The following is a 17,933-nucleotide window of genomic DNA, read 5'->3' on the forward strand; positions in this document are numbered from 1 at the left end:
AAAACGACCCAACCTACAAATTGTCCCGCACATAGCGTAATTGTTTTTTATTGTAAAAGCGTTTTGATTTCTGATAGGCTTAATATATAAGTAGACGGAAAGGAGATTCTTATGTACAAGAAAGTTTTATTTGCCACGGATTTTGATGAAGTTGGCATTAAAGCGGCGCAGAAAGCAAAGAAAATTGCTGATGAAAACGGCGCCGAATTATTGTTGGTTCATGTTGTTGAGCCAATTCCTGCTTATGCCTATCCTGGCTTTGCCGGTTTTGCTGAAATTGAAGTTTCAATCCGTGAGCAGGCAGAAAAAGAGCTGGCTGCCCTGGCCAAAAAATTGGGTGTGGACGATGCGCATTGCATGATTGAGTTTGGTTCCACCAAAAATGAAATTTTACGGGTTGCGAGTGAAAAAAAAGTTGATTTGATCGTAACCGGCAGCCACAACAAACACGGCCTCGCCTTATTGCTAGGCTCCACAGCCGATTCAATCCTGCATGGCGCTGCATGCGACGTCCTCATCGTCAAAACGGATAAATAAGCAGAATGAAGTGTTGGGCTGTAAAGTCCAACACTCCTTCTTGCGGTATTAATGCAGGCACAGTATAATTTATTAATTCACATCCCTATCAATAAGCAAGCATGAAGCTGTTACGTGGAGTACGGCATGTTCCAGCAATTTTTGCTGGCGGCACTGTGGCTACAATTGGCAATTTTGACGGTGTTCATTCGGGTCATCAATCGTTACTAGCTAAATTAAAGGCAGAATCGATCAAACGTAAATTACCCTTGGTAGTGGTATTGTTTGAACCGCAACCGGGTGAATTTTTTCGAGGTAAGCAAGCGCCTGCGCGGCTGTCAAGCCTGCGTGAAAAATTAGCGATCCTGAAGCAATGTCAGGTTGATTATGTGTATTGCTTAAGGTTTAATACACGGTTTGCTTCAATGCCGGCGGAAGATTTTGCCCGGTTTTGGCTGTTTGATATTTTAAAAGTAAATTATCTTCTGGTTGGCAGTGATTTTCGTTTTGGACAGAAGCGTACAGGCGATCTTGAGCTTTTATGCCGGCTTGCAATGGACTACAATGCCCAGGTAGAAACATGCCCGGATTTTGCAATAGCCAGCGGGCGTGTGAGCTCAACAAAAATACGAACCCTTCTTGCAGAAGATAAACTTGAACAGGCTGCAAACCTGTTAGGCCGAACATATAGCCTTTGCGGACGCGTAGTTCGAGGCGCGGGTTTGGGGCGGCAATGGGGAATACCGACAGCGAATGTCGCTATACGCCGTCTGGCGCTTCCATTCACTGGCGTTTACCGCGTCAGGATACATCTGGCAAAAGGTGAAGTTCACAATGGTGTAGCCAACATTGGCTGTCGCCCGACAGTAGATGGCAGCAAAAATGTGCTTGAAGTACATATTTTAAATTTTAATCGCTCATTATATGGTGAAATGATCCAGGTTTCTTTTTTAGAAAAGTTACGCGACGAAAAAAAGTTCTCATCGGTTGATGAGCTAATTGCTCAGATCAGGCAGGATATCGCATCCGCCAAAGCAAAATTACAACTTAACATGGTAGCAGAGTAGATACAGATGGCAGAATACAAAGACACCTTAAATTTACCCGAGACGTCGTTTCCGATGAAAGCAAATCTTGCACAGCGGGAACCTGAAAAACTGGTGAAATGGCAATCAGAGCAACTGTATCAGAAAATAAGAGATGCAAGGGAAGGGCGACAGCGTTTTGTTTTGCATGACGGTCCTCCCTATGCCAACGGCCATCTGCACTGTGGTCATGCGTTAAATAAAATTCTGAAAGACATCATTGTCAAATCAAAAACCTTAAGCGGCTTTGATGCGCCTTTTGTTCCAGGCTGGGATTGCCATGGGTTGCCCATTGAATTAAACGTTGAGAAAAAAATAGGCAAAGCCGGCGTCAAAGTCAGTGCGGAAGATTTTCGCGCCAAATGCCGCGAATACGCTGCAAGCCAGATTGATATTCAGCGCGATGAATTCAAGCGTCTGGGCGTTTTTGGCGATTGGGAGCGTCCTTATGCGACTTTTGATTACAGTTATGAGGCCAATATTGTCCGTGCATTAGGTAAAATTATTGAAAACGGCCATTTGCAACAGGGATTTAAACCGGTTCACTGGTGTATCGAATGCGGTTCTGCATTGGCAGAGGCGGAAGTGGAATATGAAGATAAAACATCGTCTTCCATCGATGTTGCATTTTATGCGGTTAAACCTGAGCAGTTTACAGCTCTATTTGCTGTAGACAATAAGCCGGTGGTTGTTCCCATCTGGACAACAACGCCATGGTCTTTACCGGGCAACGAAGCAGTGTGCTTACACCCTGATCTGGAATATGCCCTGATTGATACTGCGGAGCAATATTATCTGGTGGCAGACAGCCTGACAGAACAAGTTATGCAGCGTTATGGCATCGATAATTACCGCATCGCAGGTAAAGCCAAAGGCAGCGTTTTTCTGCGTTTTGAATTACGTCACCCATTTTATGATCGTATTGTTCCTGTTATCACGGGTGATCATGTCACTACCGATTCAGGCACCGGTTGTGTCCATACTGCGCCTGCTCATGGTCCAGAAGATTATCAGGCAGGCAAAGCCTTTAATTTGCCCTTGATTAATCCGGTATTAAATAATGGCTGTTATGCCAGTGATGTAGAATATTTTGCCAATCAATCAGTGCTGAAAGTTAACCAGCAGATTCTTGATTTATTGCGCGAACGCAATGTCTTATTACATGATGAATTGCTCCGGCACAGCTATCCGCATTGCTGGCGTCACAAATCACCAATGATTTTCCTGGCAACGCCGCAGTGGTTTATTGCCATGGATAAAAATGGGTTGCGTCAGGCTATTCTTGCATCGATTGATGAAGTGAATTGGGTGCCGGAATGGGGCAAGCCAAGAATTCGTAATATGGTTGAAACAAGACCTGATTGGTGTATTTCAAGGCAAAGAGCCTGGGGTACGCCTATTCCTTTATTTATTAATAAAGTAACCCGGGAATTGCATCCCGATACGTTAAGGCTGATTGAAGAAGTTGCAAAACGGATTGAGGAAAAGGGGATTGATGCCTGGTTTGGACTTCAGCCAGCTGAATTATTAGGTCAGGATGCTGAACAGTATGACAAAGTGACAGACACTCTTGATGTCTGGTTTGACTCAGGCGTTTCACACTACAGCGTATTAATGCACAACAAGGAACTGGGCTTGCCGGCAGATGTCTATTTTGAAGGATCTGATCAGCATCGCGGCTGGTTTAACTCATCGTTAACAACAGCGATTGCAATTTATGGTCATGCGCCCTACAAGACAGTATTGACGCATGGTTATACGGTAGATGCCGAAGGTAAAAAGCTTTCAAAATCGAAAGGCAATTATGTCGCGCTTGATAAACTGATTGCCCAGCATGGCGCTGATATTCTCCGCTTATGGGTTTCATCAACCGATTACCGTCAGGAAGTCAGTATTTCGGAAGAAATAATTAAACGGAATGCCGATGCTTATCGCCGTATTCGCAATACGGCGCGTTTCCTGCTGGCTAACCTGTTTGACTTTGATCCCGAACAACATGCATTGCCGTCTGATCAGCTGGTTGACCTGGATAGCTGGGCGATAAAACGCTGCCAGCAACTGCAGGATGAAATAATTGCAGCCTATAATCATTACCACTTCCATTTGATTTATCAAAAAATCCATAATTTCTGTGCGGTCGATTTAGGCAGTTTTTATCTGGATGTGATTAAAGACAGGCAATATACAACCCCTGAAAACAGCCAGGCCAGACGTTCATGTCAAACGGCTATGTATCATATTATTCAGGCACTGACCCGCTGGCTGGCGCCAATTCTGTCGTTTACAGCGGAAGAAATCTGGCAGGTTATTCCTGGCCAGCAAAATGAATCAGTCTTTATTGAAGAATGGTATCAGGCGTGGCCGGTGATTAATAATGTCGATATGGCTTTCTGGGAAACACTGCAACGTGTGCGTGATGAAGTGAATAAAGCGCTCGAAGCCAAACGGCAGCAGGGCATAATTGGCTCTGGACTTGCCGCTGATGTTGTGCTTTATGCTGAGGGCGAGTTGTACGAACAATTACAGGGCCTGGGCAGTGAGTTAAGATTCGTGTTAATTACCTCAGGCGCTACTGTAATGCCGCTGTCAGCGAAGCCGGAACATGCTTTAGGCAGTTCTGAAATTAATCTGGCGATCGAAGTAAAGGCGAGTGAAAATGAAAAATGCGCTCGTTGCTGGCATCGTTGCGCGGATATAGGAAGTCAGGCGAGCCATCCTGAATTATGCGGCCGTTGCGCCGGCAATCTTGATGGACAGGATGAGATAAGGCAATTTGCATGAGAAAACTGTTTTGGCTTGCTTTCAGCGCTGCGGTAATCGCGCTTGATCAAATAACCAAATGTCTGGCGGGTAAATATCTTATTCCTTACTTACCCAAGCCGGTAATGCCGATGTTTAATTTAACCCTGGCATATAATACCGGCGCTGCATTCAGTTTTTTAAGCGATGCAGGCGGCTGGCAGCGGTGGTTTTTTGCCCTGTTCAGTGTTGTAATGAGCATTGCATTGCTGGTATGGCTGATCAGATTGCCGGCAAAGGCCGTATTGCAGTCATTTGCTGTGAGCCTCATTCTTGGCGGGGCAGTGGGTAATCTCTATGATAGAGCTGTATTGGGGCATGTGACGGATTTTATTGATATCTACTACAACAATCATCACTTTCCAGTATTTAATGTCGCCGATATTGCAATTTGTATCGGCGCATTTTTACTAGTAGTTGATTTATGCAAAAACCCCAGTCAATAAGGCATTCGCAAGGGCTTTTAGTTGCTTGCTTTCAGGATTGGCAATGCTGACAGCAGCAACAGCAGGCAGGCTCAGATAGTGCTCTGCCTCTTCCCACTCAACTTCAGCAGGGAATAATCTGAGCATGGGCAGACATTTGTTTAACAAAGCACAGAATGATAATGTTGCTGGATAAGGCCTGGCCTGATGGCAGCCTAATTCCATAGCCTGCATTGCTTCTGATATCGTTGCTACGCCGGGAAGGTAATTGATCGAATACACTGCTGCAGTTTGTGCAATGGCAGGTAAAAATCCCGGGCTGGAAACAAAATGGACGCCTGCATGGTAGCAGTTTTCCAATTGCTGGGTATTGATAATATTGCCAGCGCCTATACGCAGAGCAGGAAATTCCTGAACCAGTCGTTTGAGCAGCCCTTCATCGCAGGTATTAATTTCAGCAATCGAAAAGCCGGCCTGGGCCACTTGTCTAAGGCGTTCAAAAAGAAGAGCATCAACATCAAGAGTAACAATAACAGATTGGTTATTAAACAATTTATCGGTCATTCTTTAATTCACTTGCTGGCGTGACTATTTGCCTATGTTATGTGGGTCTGGATGAAATTGCAAGTGATGGATGCAGCGCCGCCGCAATTATGTTGAAAATGAAGTGTTAGGGAGGCTACGCACATCTTTACCTCCTCTCCCGTATCGGGAGAGGGCTGGGGAGAGGGTAAAAATGAAAACCATCATGCTTACACTTCTCGCATCAATGCTACCATCGAGGTCTGGGAGAAGGAGCGGTTGGCTCTGCCACGGGTTGTGGTTTTGGCTGCGGCATATCCCGTAATTGCAGCGAGTGTTTAAACTGATTGACGGCAGTTATTGCCAGTACAGTACTTGCCAGCCGGCCAACAGGTGTTTGGGCCAGTGATACCTGTTTTGCCTGTAAAGACTGAATTTTTACCGTCAAGTCATGAACGCTATTATGTAATTGCGATTGCCTGGTAAAGAAAAAGCGGTGCTGCTCCTGATCTTTTTGACGTTGGTGATTAACTAATGCCTCAAGATTAAGTGTCTGCTGTTGAGTTTTGAGAAACAGCTCATGAGCGTCTGCTTTTTCTTCCGGGCTTAATTGCTCCAGCGTCTGATTTGCCTTGATTAAATAAAATTTATCACCCTCTTTGACCAGTTTCTGATTGACGCTTAAAACGTATTTTGCTGCTTTGAATGACAGGGTCAATTCACCTTGCTCATCATACAGCTGCTTTTCTTTTCGAATAACAGCAAGCATTTCTTTTAAACCAGCAATTTGCAGATTTAAGGAATTTGCTTCGCGTAATTTTTTTTGGGCATGTTCAATTTGCCCATCATCAAGCAGCTGGATCGCCTCTTCGGATTGTTTACTAATCCGGTTTTCAAGTTTTACCATTGCAGTATCCAGATGTTGAACCTGGCGTTCAATATCGTTCTCGAGCGCGATGGTATCCGCCATCTGATTAATCCCATCGATTGCTTTGTTGTACTGTTTGTATTGTATTTTACGGTGTTTAATTTCTGCAATTTGTTTGGAAACCGCCTGTAACTCATGCTCGATTGAAATAACCTGACAGACATAGTCAGTCAATATTTTTTCAAACTCTATGTCTGATGGCGAAACCGCTAGTACTGTCGAAGCCGGGGCTGTCATTGTAATCAGTGCATGCCCGTCTTCTTCTTTATGGAGATCGCGGAGGGATTGGTTGTATTGTGCATAGAAATGACTTAAATGGCGATGCCTGGCTGCTGCTCGCCGCTCCTGCAGCCTTAACAGAAAACCAATTTTAAAATGATCACGCTTCATTTTCTCGATCAACCGGCTAAAATTGATAGCCTTCTCTGCTTCTTTAAGATCAAATTCGCGCGCCGCTTGTTCTTTTACGGTTGCACCGGCAGAGGTTTTCAGAAAATTGGCGATATCAAAAGTATTTTTCAATCCGAAACGGCCCAGAGTCTGAGGAATTTTTTGGGACTTGTACGCTGTTTGCAAACCTGAATGCAACTCGAAGAGGTTATCAAATGATAACTCGACCGAATCCTTATTTTTCCGCTCTAAAACAATGGATTGTTTTTTACTCATAACCATAAAAACCTCTTACCAGCATCGGGTTACCGGCCCTGATGGCGCCAGTCCGCTTGGCCCGGCTGCAATCCCTTTCACACCCAGGTTATTTAATGTTAGCGTCTGGCAGCGGGTATCATTCTCTGATTGTTGATTTCGCGGCCTTGCTTCAAGAGTATAGCCTGCTGCGGTTGCAGTAATTGCCAGTTGATACCAGCCTTCGGGCGAAAGATTACTGGCCACAATATCGCTGGCTCCTCCAGTACCCATCGTCGCGCCGACATAAGTATTGTGTTCCGAGTAGTAACGCTCCATCCTTCCTGCCAGATCAAGCAGGGCAGACTGTCCGTCGCTTCGTCGGGCACGAGTTATATACTCAAGATAGCTTGGGTATGCTATGGCAATAAGAATACCGAAAATCACCATTGCAACCAGTAACTCAACGAGAGTAAACCCTTTTTTCACAGCTTGTTCCTTGTTAATAATAAAGAATTTAGTCTTTTGCTCCAGTATATACCCAATGCACTTGAAAATGCTATGTTTTGCTTAAAGGAGTGTTAGGCTGTAAAGCCCAACATTCAATTTCTCCTGCAAATAAACTGCTGCATGTCTTCTTCCCAACTTATTGGCGGTAGTCATATACTCGTGTCTTTCTGGCTTCCATATTTTGACAATAGCGTTATTTTACTTTAGCTGGCAAGTGCTTTTTTAAGCCGGCTATGATAAAATGCATTAAAAATAAACAGGACAGATTGTTAATGACAAGTTATTGTGGATACATTGCGTTGGTTGGCCGGCCGAATGTGGGCAAATCGACTTTACTAAACCGTATTTTACAGCAGAAGCTGAGTATTACTTCGCGCAAACCGCAAACGACGCGCCATAGTATTCTGGGTATTCAGACTATTGATGAATATCAATATGTCTATGTCGATACACCGGGTATTCATCAGGGATCTAAAAAAGCGATCAATCGCGTGATGAATAAAACCGCCATCAGCGTTTTACGTGATGTGGATGTTGCTGTGTTTGTTGTTGATGGCAGCCGCTGGCAGGATGAAGATGAGTATGTGCTGAATCTGATAAAGAAAGCGCAGATCCCCTGTATTCTCGCAATCAATAAAGTCGACAAGATAAGTGAAAAGGATGAACTGTTACCCTGGATTGCCCAAATCAGCCAAAAGCATAATTTTGAAGCAATTATTCCACTGTCTGCCAAAACAGGGGTACAGGTTGATAATCTTGAGCAGCAGTTAAAAGCTTATTTACCGGAAGGCCCGCATCTGTTCGCTGATGATCAATTTACTGATAGACCGATTAAATTTCTCTGTGCCGAGTTGCTGCGGGAGAAAATCTTCCGCCTTTGCGGCCAGGAGATTCCATATTCAACTACGGTTGAAATTGAGTCCTATAAAGATGAAGGCAACCTGGTACGAATCCATGCGCTTATTCTGGTAGATAAACTCAATCACAAGCAGATTGTTATCGGGAACAAAGGTCAGAAGTTGAAAGAAATGGCAACTAGCGCCCGTCTCGATATGGAGCAGTTACTGGGCAAAAAAATCTTTTTACAGTGCTGGTGCAAGGTAAAAAGCGGTTGGGCCGATGACGAACGCCTGCTCAGGCAGCTTGGTTATGACAATTGAGAGCTTTAACGCCTGGCTTATCCATAAGCAGCCCTCGGGTGATACCAGTACCAGGCTGACTTTTTTTACTGCTGAAAAAGGAATTGTCACTTGCGACTATAAAGGGGGAAGGACTCCCAAAAAGCAGGCTGCAAGCCAGTTATTTACATCGCTATGGGTTGCAGTGACTTCCCGAAATAACTGGCATTATATCCAAAGCCTTGAATCCCCAGCCCAACCGATAAATCTGCAGGGTATTTCCCTGTTTTCAGCCCTTTATTTAAACGAATTAATCTATTACACCCTAAAACCGCAGGATGCCCAGCCAGAATTATTTGAAGCTTACCAGTTTACCATGCACGCGCTGGAAACGGTGGAGGAACGTTTGGCTATTGAAGTCTTGTTGCGGCAGTTTGAGTGGTTATTATTAAAAAACTGCGGTTATCAATTTGCAGAAGAAACGATTAACTCCGAGCCGTTATCGGCGGATAACCGCTATGTTTATATTCCAGGTAAAGGATTTATTGGCGCAGAAAATGGTTTGCCGGGCGGGGATATTCTGGCGGTGGTTGCAGGGCAGTTTCATGAGGCGGCAGTTTTGAGAACCGCAAAAATTATGATGCGTCAGGCCATTGATTATTTATTGGATGGCAGGGTATTAAAATCCAGATCCCTGTTTAGCAGGTTGGGTCGGCATCCTTAACTTAATGGCAATAAATAAATGCAAACACGTAGGTTGGGTCGTTTGACCCAACAGTTCCATGCCCGAGAAAATTTTAACAAAAAAGCATAGCTGCCCGTAAAAATAAACGTCATAATCAGGCTTTGTAATTATCAGGCAACAGGTGTGATATGTTTAAAGAGATTTTACTGGGTGTTAATATTGATCATATTGCTACCGTACGTCAGGCGCGCGGAACGCGTTATCCTGATCCGGTACAGGCGGCGATTGATGCTGAAGAGGCCGGAGCTGACGGTATTACCTTACATATGCGTGAAGATTTGCGCCATATTCAGGCTCGCGATGTACGGCTGATTAAAGAAGTATTACAGACCCGGATGAATCTTGAACTGGCAGTAACGGACGCAATGCTTGATTTTGCTGAAGAAATTATGCCGGAACATACCTGCCTTGTTCCTGAAAAAAGAGAGGAACTGACTACCGAAGGTGGTTTGGATGTGGTAGAACATTATGATAAGGTAGTGAATGCAGTTAAGCGTTTACAACAGTTTCACAGCGAAGTGTCTTTATTTATTGATGCTGATTTTAAGCAGATTGACGCCGCCGTTGCGACGGGTGCGCCTGTTATTGAAATTCATACCGGCTGCTATGCGGATGCAACAACCGTTGAAGCACGGGAAAAAGAACTGCACAGGATTAAAGAAGCTGCACAGTATGCAGCGGAAAAGGGATTAATTGTTAATGCCGGTCATGGTTTAAATTACCATAACGTCAAGCCGGTTGCGGCAATTAACGAATTACATGAACTGAACATTGGCCATGCGATTATTGCGCGCGCGTTGTTTTGCGGACTCAAAGAGGCGGTAAGGCACATGCGTCAACTCATGGTGGAAGCACGAAACTATGTCAACAAATGACGCTATTGTAATTCGTTTCACCGGCGATTCCGGTGATGGTGTACAGCTATTGGGTGAGCAACTAACCATTACGGCTGCACTGACAGGTAAAGATGTCCGGACTCTGCCGGATTTTCCTGCTGAAATCCGCGCGCCTGCCGGCACGGTTGCCGGCGTATCCGGTTTTCAGCTGGCTATGGCGGAAGAAGCCATTTTTACCGCTGGCGAGACGCTCAATGTGCTGGTCGCGCTTAATCCAGCTGCGCTGAAAAACTCACTGGAATATCTGGCGCCGGGCGGATTGTTACTGATAAATGAAGACAGCTTCCAGGACAAAGACTGGCAAAAAGCAGGCATGGCGCCTGATTTTCTTGCAAATGCCGCTGAACATTATCAGGTTATCAGTGTGCCGCTGATTACCCATACTTTAAAGGCAGTTGAAGCGCTTGAAATGAATCATGCCCAGGCCAAAAAAGCCAAGAATTTTTATGTTCTTGGAATGGTGCTGTGGTTATTTGATTTGCCTACAGAGAGCTGTAATGCCTTTATCAGAAAGAAATTCAAAGCTAATCCAGCTATAGTCAAAGCGAATGAGATGACCTTACTGGCCGGTTATAATTATGCGATGACTCTGGAGCTGAGCCGCCAGCACTTCATGCTTGGCCATGTTAATCGTGAGAGCGGTGAATATCGCCAGATCACAGGGGTAGAGGCAGTGGGTCTGGCACTGGCTGCGCTGGCGGTTGGCACCAAAACCAAAATACTGGTTTCAGGTTATCCAATCACACCATCGTCGGCAATTTTACATGAGTGTGCCCGTCTTGCTGATTATGGAGTGCAGCTGCTGCAGGCTGAAGATGAAATTGCCGCTATCTGTTCTTGTATTGGCGCAGCTTTTGGCGGATGTCTGGCTTTAACTACAACCTCGGGTCCCGGACTTGATTTAAAAAGTGAAGGCCTGGGCCTGGCGGTTATGGCAGAACTGCCGCTGGTAGTTATTGATGTCCAACGTGCCGGCGCATCTACCGGGCTGCCTACCAAAACCGGCCAGAGCGATTTACGGCAGGCGCTATACGGCCGCCATGGTGAAGCGCCTTTGCCGGTCATTGCCGCCAAATCGCCGGCCGACTGCTTTAATACTATTATTGAAGCCTTTACTATCGCAACCAAATATATGACTCCGGTTATTGTATTAATGGATGCATATATGGCAAATGCGGCAGAGCCCTGGAAAATCCCGGCCTTTGATGCGATAAAATTGCCCGAAATCAAAATTAACCGTGATGCCAAGCCTTACCAGCGTGATGAAAATCTTGCGCGTAGTTGGAATATACCGGGTACGCCGGGTTATATTCATCAGTTAGGCGGGCTGGAAAAGCAGGGCGACGAAGGCAAGGTCAGTTATGATGCGGCAAACCATCAGAATATGGTTAATACCCGCGCCCGTAAAATTGCGGGCATTAACCGCGATTATGCTGAGCTGCAGATTGAGGGCAACCAACAGGCTGATACGCTGATAATTGGCTGGGGGAGTACCTACGGCAGCATTAAATCAGCCATTATTCAATGTGAGCTGGATGGCATTGATGTTGCATTTTTACACTTGCGTCACTTAAATCCGTTACCAGAAGCATTAAAGGTTATATTGGATAAATATAAAACAGTCCTGGTGGCTGAATTGAACAGCGGCCAGCTCTGTCAGGTGATACGCGGCCAATATCTGATTGATGCCCGTTCAATCAGTCAGTGCAATGGTCAACCTTTTGCAGTCAGTACTTTGGTTAAGGCAATTAAATCGGAAATAAATCATGACCAACACCTACAAGCGTGAAGATTTTACCAATAGCAATGAAGTGCGTTGGTGCCCCGGGTGCGGTGATTATGCCATTCTGGCTGCTTTACAGCGCTTGTTGCCTGATTTAGGGTTGGCGCCAGAGCAGCATGTTTTTGTATCAGGCATAGGTTGTGCGGGCAGGTTGCCTTATTATATGAATACTTATGGTTTTCATACTATTCACGGCCGCGCCACTGCTGTTGCAACCGGGCTTAAAGCCATGCGTGAAGATTTGACGGTATGGGTTATCACCGGTGACGGTGATGCGTTGAGTATTGGCGCTAATCATTTGGTGCATTGCCTTCGCCGTAACGTTAACGTCAATATTCTGTTATTTAATAATCAGGTATATGGCTTGACCAAAGGCCAGTTTTCGCCGACATCGCAAAAAGGCCAGGTTACTAAAACATCTCCTTATGGGGTGAATAATGAACCTATGAACCCATTGATGCTTGCTTTAGCTTCTGGAGCAGGGTTTGTTGCGCGTGCAGTTGACAAAGATCCCAATCACCTTGCGGCCATTATGAAAAAAGCCTATGAGCACAAAGGTTGTTCGTTTGTGGAAATTTATCAGGATTGCAACATCTTCAATCATGGAGCCTTTGATAATTTCGCATTAAAATCAAATCGTGCCGATAATACGCTGGTATTAGAACATGGCCAGCCATTAATCTATGGTGCCGAGAAAAATTGGGCCTTGACTCTGGACGGTGATAATTTACAGAAAAGCTGTAATACCGAAGCCGCCTGTACCCATGATAGCAGCAATCAGATGGCCGCAATGCGTCTGGCCAGACTGAATTACCCGGATTTTCCGGTGCCGCTTGGGGTTTATTATCAGCAGGAAAAGGAAATCTATAATCTGGATAGGCCAACAACCAAGGCCGGAAGTGATGTAGAGCAGTTATTCCGCGCAAGAGCCAGCTGGCAAAGCTAGATCAGAGTCGGAGTGTTGGGCTTTACAGCCCAACACTCTTTCCCCCACGCAAAAACACCAGACAAAAAAAATCCCGGCTGCAACCGGGATTCAGCTGAGGAATTTGTTAGTCGCGGCTTGAGAACGCGCTCAATAATTGCAGCAGACTGATGAAAAGGTTGTATATTGAAACAAATAGTGTAACAGTCGCTGAAATGTAGTTTGTTTCACCGCCATGGATAATTTCACTGGTCTGGAACAGAATAAGACCTGATGAAATCAGTACGAAGGCTGCTGAAACCGCGAGTTGCAGGGCAGGAATCTGGAAAAAGATTCCAGCAATCATTGCCAGCAGTGCAACCATTGAACCAATGAAAAGGAATCCTGACAGGAAGCTGAAATCCTTACGGGTAGTCAAGGCATAACCTGACAGCGCAAAGAAAATCATACCAGTACCGCCTAACGCTGTACCGATTAATTGCGGTCCATTAGAGAAGCTTGCAATATAAAAATTCAGAATTGGGCCGAGGGTATATCCCAGAAAGCCGGTAAAGGCGAATGCGCTAACCAGTCCCCATATGCTGTTTCTAAGCGCCTGAGTTAAAAACATTAAGCCATAAACACCAACAATCATAACAAGCGGGTTCATGGGGCGTGCATGAATGGCAAAAGCAACATAGGCCATTAAAGCACTGAACATAAAGGTCGCGCCCAGCAGCAAATAGGTATTGCGGAGTACCTTGTTCGTTGCAAGCACGGACTCACTGCGTTGGCTTAAAACGGTCACATCGTTTCTGTTCATCGATAACTCCAAGTTTATTTATATATAGTTTAGCACATCTGTGGGCGATTGCCGACATTTCAAGTCTATAGGCTACAAACTTTGCTGGCAAGGCATTTTTCGATGCCTTGAAAGGTAGAGGGCGTGGCGCTGTGGTAGCAGGCTGTATAATTTGTCGTCTTGCTAAATCATTGTTTTTATAATAGCCTGAACGAACAGTTTTTTAAGTCAATTCATAATCATATGCTTCCTAAAATTGCAGTGTGTCAGATGTTATCTTCGGCGTCCGTAAAGGAAAACTTTAGTCAGCTTGAGCAATTATTAAAAAAAGCGCAAGCAGAACAGGTCGATTTGGCAGTTTTGCCTGAAAATTTTGCTTTTATGGGAATGCATGAAGACGATAAGCTGAAAATAGCTGAGAGCTTTGGCCATGGCGAAATACAGCAAGCGCTTGCACGGCTGGCAAAGCAGTATAATCTTTGGTTGATTGCCGGAACCATACCGCTACGGGCTGATAAAGGCCGGGTGCGGGCGGCAAGCCTGGTGTTTGATAATCAGGGGAAATGTGTTGCACGCTACGATAAAATCCATCTTTTTGATGTCCGGGTTTCTGAAACCGAAGCGCATCAGGAGTCAAAAACAATTGAACCAGGCGATAAATTGACGGTGGTTGATACGCCTGTCGGGAAAATCGGCCTTACTGTATGCTATGATTTGCGCTTTCCGGAGTTATACCGCCAGCTTGAGGAAAAAGGTGCGCAGTTATTTACTGTGCCGTCAGCGTTTACCGCAATCACAGGCGCTGCGCACTGGGAAACGCTATTACGTGCACGGGCAATTGAAAATTTATGCTATGTTCTGGCGCCTGACCAGGGCGGCAAGCACGAGAATGGCCGGCTGACTTATGGTCATTCAATGATAATCGATCCCTGGGGAAAAATTATCGCTCAGCGGGCAGAAACTGGATTTGGCCTGATTTCTGCTAATATTGATCTTAAACACTTACAAAATTTACGCTCTCAGTTTCCCTGTAATAACCACCATGTTCTTGCAAAAAACATGGTTTAGCAAAGGTAAAATTATGACGAAGGCACTGGCAATTGCCAAAGATTTGATATTAAAACCGGCAGCCCTTGATGAATCGGCAGTAGAAAAGTTAATTCGCTCAATGGCTGGCCAGCATGTAGATGATGCTGATCTGTATTTTCAAAGCTGTAGTTACGAATCATGGTATCTGGAAGATTCCCAGGTTAAAAGCGGCAGTTTTTCTATTGATCGCGGAGTTGGTATCCGTGCGGTAAGCGGTGATAAGACCGGTTATGCTTATTGTGATGATATTTTATTACCGGCAATGGAACGTGCGGCTAATGCTGCCCGATCAATTGCTTTAACCTCGACCAGACCGGTAACAGCCGTTCAGGTGTCATCGAATGCAATTGCCCGCTATCAGCCCTTAAATCCAATTGATTCATTGGGCAAACAGGAAAAAATTGCTTTGCTGGAAGCGATTGACAAGGAAGCAAGACGTATCGATCCCCGAGTAATTCAGGTTAATGCTTCTTTAAGCGGCTGTTATGAAGTGGTGCTGGTTGCCGGCATGCATGGCAATATGGTTGCAGATATCCGGCCGCTGGTTAGCGTCAATGTCAGTGTAATAGTCGAGGATAAAAATGGCCGCCGTGAGGCTGCACGTTCAGGCGGCGGAGGCCGGGTAGACTATTCTTATTTTCTGCAGAAAGATCAGGCTTTGCAATATGCCCGCGAGGCAGTCCGTGAAGCATTAATTAATCTTGAGGCTGAAGCCGCGCCGGCTGGAACTATGCCTGTCGTATTGGGCCCTGGCTGGCCTGGCGTTTTATTGCATGAAGCAGTAGGGCATGGCTTGGAAGGCGATTTTAACCGCAAGGGTCTTTCAGCGTTTTCTGGCAAAATGGGGCAACAGGTTGCGGCGAAAGGCGTGACTGTTGTTGACGACGGTACTTTAAGCAATCGCCGCGGCTCCCTGACTATTGACGATGAAGGTACGCCGACGCAATGTACAACGCTTATTGAAGATGGCATATTGGTCAATTATATGCAGGACAAGCTTAACGCCAAGCTGATGGGAATGCAACCGACGGGAAACTGCCGCCGTGAATCCTATGCTCATCTGCCCATGCCGCGTATGACTAATACCTATATGCTGGCTGGAAATTATGACCCGCAAGAGATTATACAAAGCGTTGAACGCGGGCTATACGCGGTCAATTTTGGCGGCGGACAAGTCGATATTACCTCTGGACAGTTTGTTTTCTCAGCAAGCGAAGCGTATCTGATTGAGAATGGCAAGGTAACAAAACCGGTTAAAGGCGCTACACTGATTGGTAATGGGCCGGATGTGATGCAGAAAATCAGTATGATTGGCAATGATTTGGCGTTGGATGGCGGAATTGGAGTTTGTGGTAAGGATGGCCAGTCGGTTCCGGTTGGGGTAGGGCAGCCTACGCTAAAAATCGATGCACTGACTGTCGGGGGAACACGTTAAGACAGGTTATATATACCACGTCACTGAGGGAACAGCGATGACTAAAATAAATGGAAAAAAACTGTTGAACGAATGGTTGTTTCAAAATGAAAAGGATCATGGCGACAAAGTTTATTTACGTCAACCGCGTCAGGGTCAATGGTATGAATATACCTGGGGGCAAGTAGTCCATCAGGCGAGGCAGGTAGCGCGTTTTCTGCGGGAATCAGGCCTTCAGCATGGCGACAGGGTAGCAATTTACTCAAAGAACTGTGCTGAATGGTTTATTACCGATTTTGGCATCAGCCTGGCAGGGATGGTTAACGTTCCCTTGTTTGCCAATCAACACCATGAAAGTATTGAGCATGTCTTGAGCCATGCCGAGATTAAAATGGTTTTTGTGGGTAAACTGGATAATCCTGTGCATGCAAGAGCGGCGATCCCGACTTCGTACCCTACGGCCGGGTTTGATTATCATAATGAAATTCAGGTTGATACTAAATGGCATGAGATACTGGCAAAAGAGCCGTTAAACGATCTGCCGCAGGTAAAACCAGATGATCTATACACAATAATTTATACCTCAGGAACGGCAGGAATGCCTAAAGGTGCAGTGTATACACATGACACAATTGCAAATTATCTCGCCTTATATCCGCTTGATATCGCCCGTATTTGCAAACTCAATCACTATCATTTGATCTCTTATTTACCGCTAGCCCATGTCTATGAACGCTCGGCAGTGCAATTAGGCAGCATTACTATTCCCTGTGACGTATCCTTTGTCGAGAGCCTTGAAAAATTTGCGGAAAATCTGCGGGAAATAGAGCCGACATTTTTTACCGCAGTTCCCAGAATCTGGGGCGTGTTTCAGCAGAAAATAGAACAGAAGCTTCCACCGAAGAAAATGAATATCCTGCTTAAAATCCCGGGGTTATCGTTACTGATTAAAAATAAAATACGCCGGCAATTGGGTTTGGCACGCTGTAAAAACTGTTTTTCAGGCGCTTCCCATTTACCCATTAGCATCATTGAGTTTTTTAATAAATTGGGAATAAAAATTCAGGAAGGATATGGTCAGAGTGAAAACCTTGCCTATGCGACCTTTTCAATGCTTGAGGAGCGTAAACCGGGTTATGTCGGAACCGCCAGGCTGCAAGTGGATTTGAAATTAAGTCCAGAAGAAAATGAATTGCTAATCAAATCGCCTTGTCTAATGAAAAGATATTATAAAGAACCGGAATTAACCGCTGCAACCATTACTGAAGATGGCTGGTTAAAAACAGGCGATATTGCTGAAATTGATGGATTTGACCGAGTCAAAATTCTGGGGCGGCTATCAGAAAACTTTAAAAATCAAAAAGGTGAATTTGTCGCCCCTGGACCGATTGAAAAACTGTTTACGGTGGATGGTTCAATTGAGCAATTATGTCTGATTGGTCAGGGATTACCAAGCAATGTTCTGTTAGTAACCTTAAGCGAGACTGGCCGAGAGAAAGACAGGGACGTTCTGCAGCAAATGCTGGTTGATAGCCTGCATCAGATTAACGGTAAATTAGCCAGTTATGAAAAAATCAGCCATATTATTATCGTTGCTGAGCCATGGGCGCCTGATAACGGTTTACTAACCCCCACCTTAAAGGTCAAGCGCCGGGCAGTGGAAGCTCATTACCGTGAATTGATTGATGCTGTTATTGAAAAGCCAAAAGCTGTAGTGTGGGATGGATTTGTTGAATAAGAGAGTAGCCTTGATGCAGCGAAGCGTAATCAAGG

Annotated in this window: 16 protein-coding genes; 12 read left to right on the forward strand and 4 right to left on the reverse strand. The window is 45.2% G+C overall.

What is annotated here, in order from left to right; genetic code table 11:
* The first annotated feature begins 111 nt into the window (after window positions 1-111).
* From ACFORL_RS05015 to lspA, 4 genes are all read left to right on the forward strand, one after another.
* Window positions 112-537, forward strand: coding sequence for a universal stress protein (locus ACFORL_RS05015; RefSeq protein WP_382341717.1), 426 nt, complete (start codon window positions 112-114; stop codon window positions 535-537).
* Between the two features lie 101 nt (window positions 538-638).
* The gene (ribF, locus tag ACFORL_RS05020) at window positions 639-1,583 is read left to right on the forward strand and encodes a bifunctional riboflavin kinase/FAD synthetase (RefSeq protein ID WP_382341719.1); all 945 of its coding nucleotides are present in this window, start codon (window positions 639-641) and stop codon (window positions 1,581-1,583) included.
* A 6-nt stretch (window positions 1,584-1,589) separates the two neighbouring features.
* The gene (gene ileS, locus ACFORL_RS05025; RefSeq protein ID WP_382341721.1) at window positions 1,590-4,382 is read left to right on the forward strand and encodes an isoleucine--tRNA ligase; all 2,793 of its coding nucleotides are present in this window, start codon (window positions 1,590-1,592) and stop codon (window positions 4,380-4,382) included.
* On the forward strand, window positions 4,379-4,846 hold the full coding sequence (gene lspA, locus ACFORL_RS05030; protein ID WP_382341722.1) for a signal peptidase II: 468 nt from the start codon (window positions 4,379-4,381) through the stop codon (window positions 4,844-4,846). The genes ileS and lspA overlap by 4 nt, the downstream gene beginning before the upstream one ends.
* On the opposite strand, the gene ACFORL_RS05035 is transcribed toward lspA, so the two are convergent.
* From ACFORL_RS05035 to ACFORL_RS05045, 3 genes are all read right to left on the reverse strand, one after another.
* Entirely contained in the window at window positions 4,823-5,389 is a 567-nt protein-coding gene (locus ACFORL_RS05035) for a multidrug DMT transporter permease (RefSeq protein ID WP_382341724.1), read from the reverse strand. The two genes, lspA and ACFORL_RS05035, sit on opposite strands and share 24 nt — an antisense overlap.
* Window positions 5,390-5,597: 208 nt before the next feature.
* Window positions 5,598-6,941 carry a hypothetical protein gene (locus tag ACFORL_RS05040; RefSeq protein ID WP_382341726.1) on the reverse strand — a complete coding sequence of 448 codons (1,344 nt, stop codon included), beginning with the start codon at window positions 6,939-6,941 and terminating at the stop codon, window positions 5,598-5,600.
* Between the two features lie 15 nt (window positions 6,942-6,956).
* A complete protein-coding gene (locus ACFORL_RS05045) occupies window positions 6,957-7,388 on the reverse strand; it encodes a type IV pilin protein (RefSeq protein ID WP_382341728.1) in 432 nt (143 codons plus the stop codon).
* A 293-nt stretch (window positions 7,389-7,681) separates the two neighbouring features.
* Between ACFORL_RS05045 and era the strand changes: the two genes are divergently transcribed.
* From era to ACFORL_RS05070, 5 genes are all read left to right on the forward strand, one after another.
* Window positions 7,682-8,569, forward strand: coding sequence for a GTPase Era (gene era, locus ACFORL_RS05050; protein ID WP_382341729.1), 888 nt, complete (start codon window positions 7,682-7,684; stop codon window positions 8,567-8,569).
* A complete protein-coding gene (recO, locus tag ACFORL_RS05055) occupies window positions 8,559-9,251 on the forward strand; it encodes a DNA repair protein RecO (RefSeq protein WP_382341731.1) in 693 nt (230 codons plus the stop codon). The genes era and recO overlap by 11 nt, the downstream gene beginning before the upstream one ends.
* Window positions 9,252-9,400: 149 nt before the next feature.
* Window positions 9,401-10,147 carry a pyridoxine 5'-phosphate synthase gene (pdxJ, locus tag ACFORL_RS05060; RefSeq protein WP_382341733.1) on the forward strand — a complete coding sequence of 249 codons (747 nt, stop codon included), beginning with the start codon at window positions 9,401-9,403 and terminating at the stop codon, window positions 10,145-10,147.
* Window positions 10,134-11,957 (forward strand): 2-oxoacid:acceptor oxidoreductase subunit alpha, encoded by a 1,824-nt coding sequence (locus ACFORL_RS05065; RefSeq protein ID WP_382341735.1) that lies wholly within the window; start codon window positions 10,134-10,136, stop codon window positions 11,955-11,957. Before pdxJ ends, ACFORL_RS05065 begins: the two co-directional genes overlap by 14 nt.
* Window positions 11,935-12,897, forward strand: coding sequence for a 2-oxoacid:ferredoxin oxidoreductase subunit beta (locus ACFORL_RS05070; RefSeq protein WP_382341738.1), 963 nt, complete (start codon window positions 11,935-11,937; stop codon window positions 12,895-12,897). The genes ACFORL_RS05065 and ACFORL_RS05070 overlap by 23 nt, the downstream gene beginning before the upstream one ends.
* Window positions 12,898-13,003: 106 nt before the next feature.
* Here ACFORL_RS05070 and ACFORL_RS05075 read toward each other — a convergent pair whose 3' ends face one another.
* On the reverse strand, window positions 13,004-13,678 hold the full coding sequence (locus tag ACFORL_RS05075) for a Bax inhibitor-1/YccA family protein (RefSeq protein WP_382341740.1): 675 nt from the start codon (window positions 13,676-13,678) through the stop codon (window positions 13,004-13,006).
* A 222-nt stretch (window positions 13,679-13,900) separates the two neighbouring features.
* On the opposite strand from ACFORL_RS05075, the gene ACFORL_RS05080 reads away from it, so the two are divergent.
* From ACFORL_RS05080 to ACFORL_RS05090, 3 genes are read left to right on the forward strand one after another with little or no spacing between them, the layout of a single operon-like run.
* Window positions 13,901-14,725 (forward strand): carbon-nitrogen hydrolase family protein, encoded by an 825-nt coding sequence (locus ACFORL_RS05080; RefSeq protein WP_382341741.1) that lies wholly within the window; start codon window positions 13,901-13,903, stop codon window positions 14,723-14,725.
* Window positions 14,726-14,738: 13 nt separating this feature from the next.
* A complete protein-coding gene (tldD, locus tag ACFORL_RS05085) occupies window positions 14,739-16,181 on the forward strand; it encodes a metalloprotease TldD (RefSeq protein ID WP_382341743.1) in 1,443 nt (480 codons plus the stop codon).
* A 37-nt stretch (window positions 16,182-16,218) separates the two neighbouring features.
* Entirely contained in the window at window positions 16,219-17,898 is a 1,680-nt protein-coding gene (locus ACFORL_RS05090; protein ID WP_382341745.1) for an AMP-binding protein, read from the forward strand.
* Window positions 17,899-17,933: the final 35 nt, after the last annotated feature.

The sequence above is a fragment of the Legionella dresdenensis genome (assembly GCF_042649825.1).
Lineage (GTDB): Bacteria > Pseudomonadota > Gammaproteobacteria > Legionellales > Legionellaceae > Legionella_C > Legionella_C dresdenensis.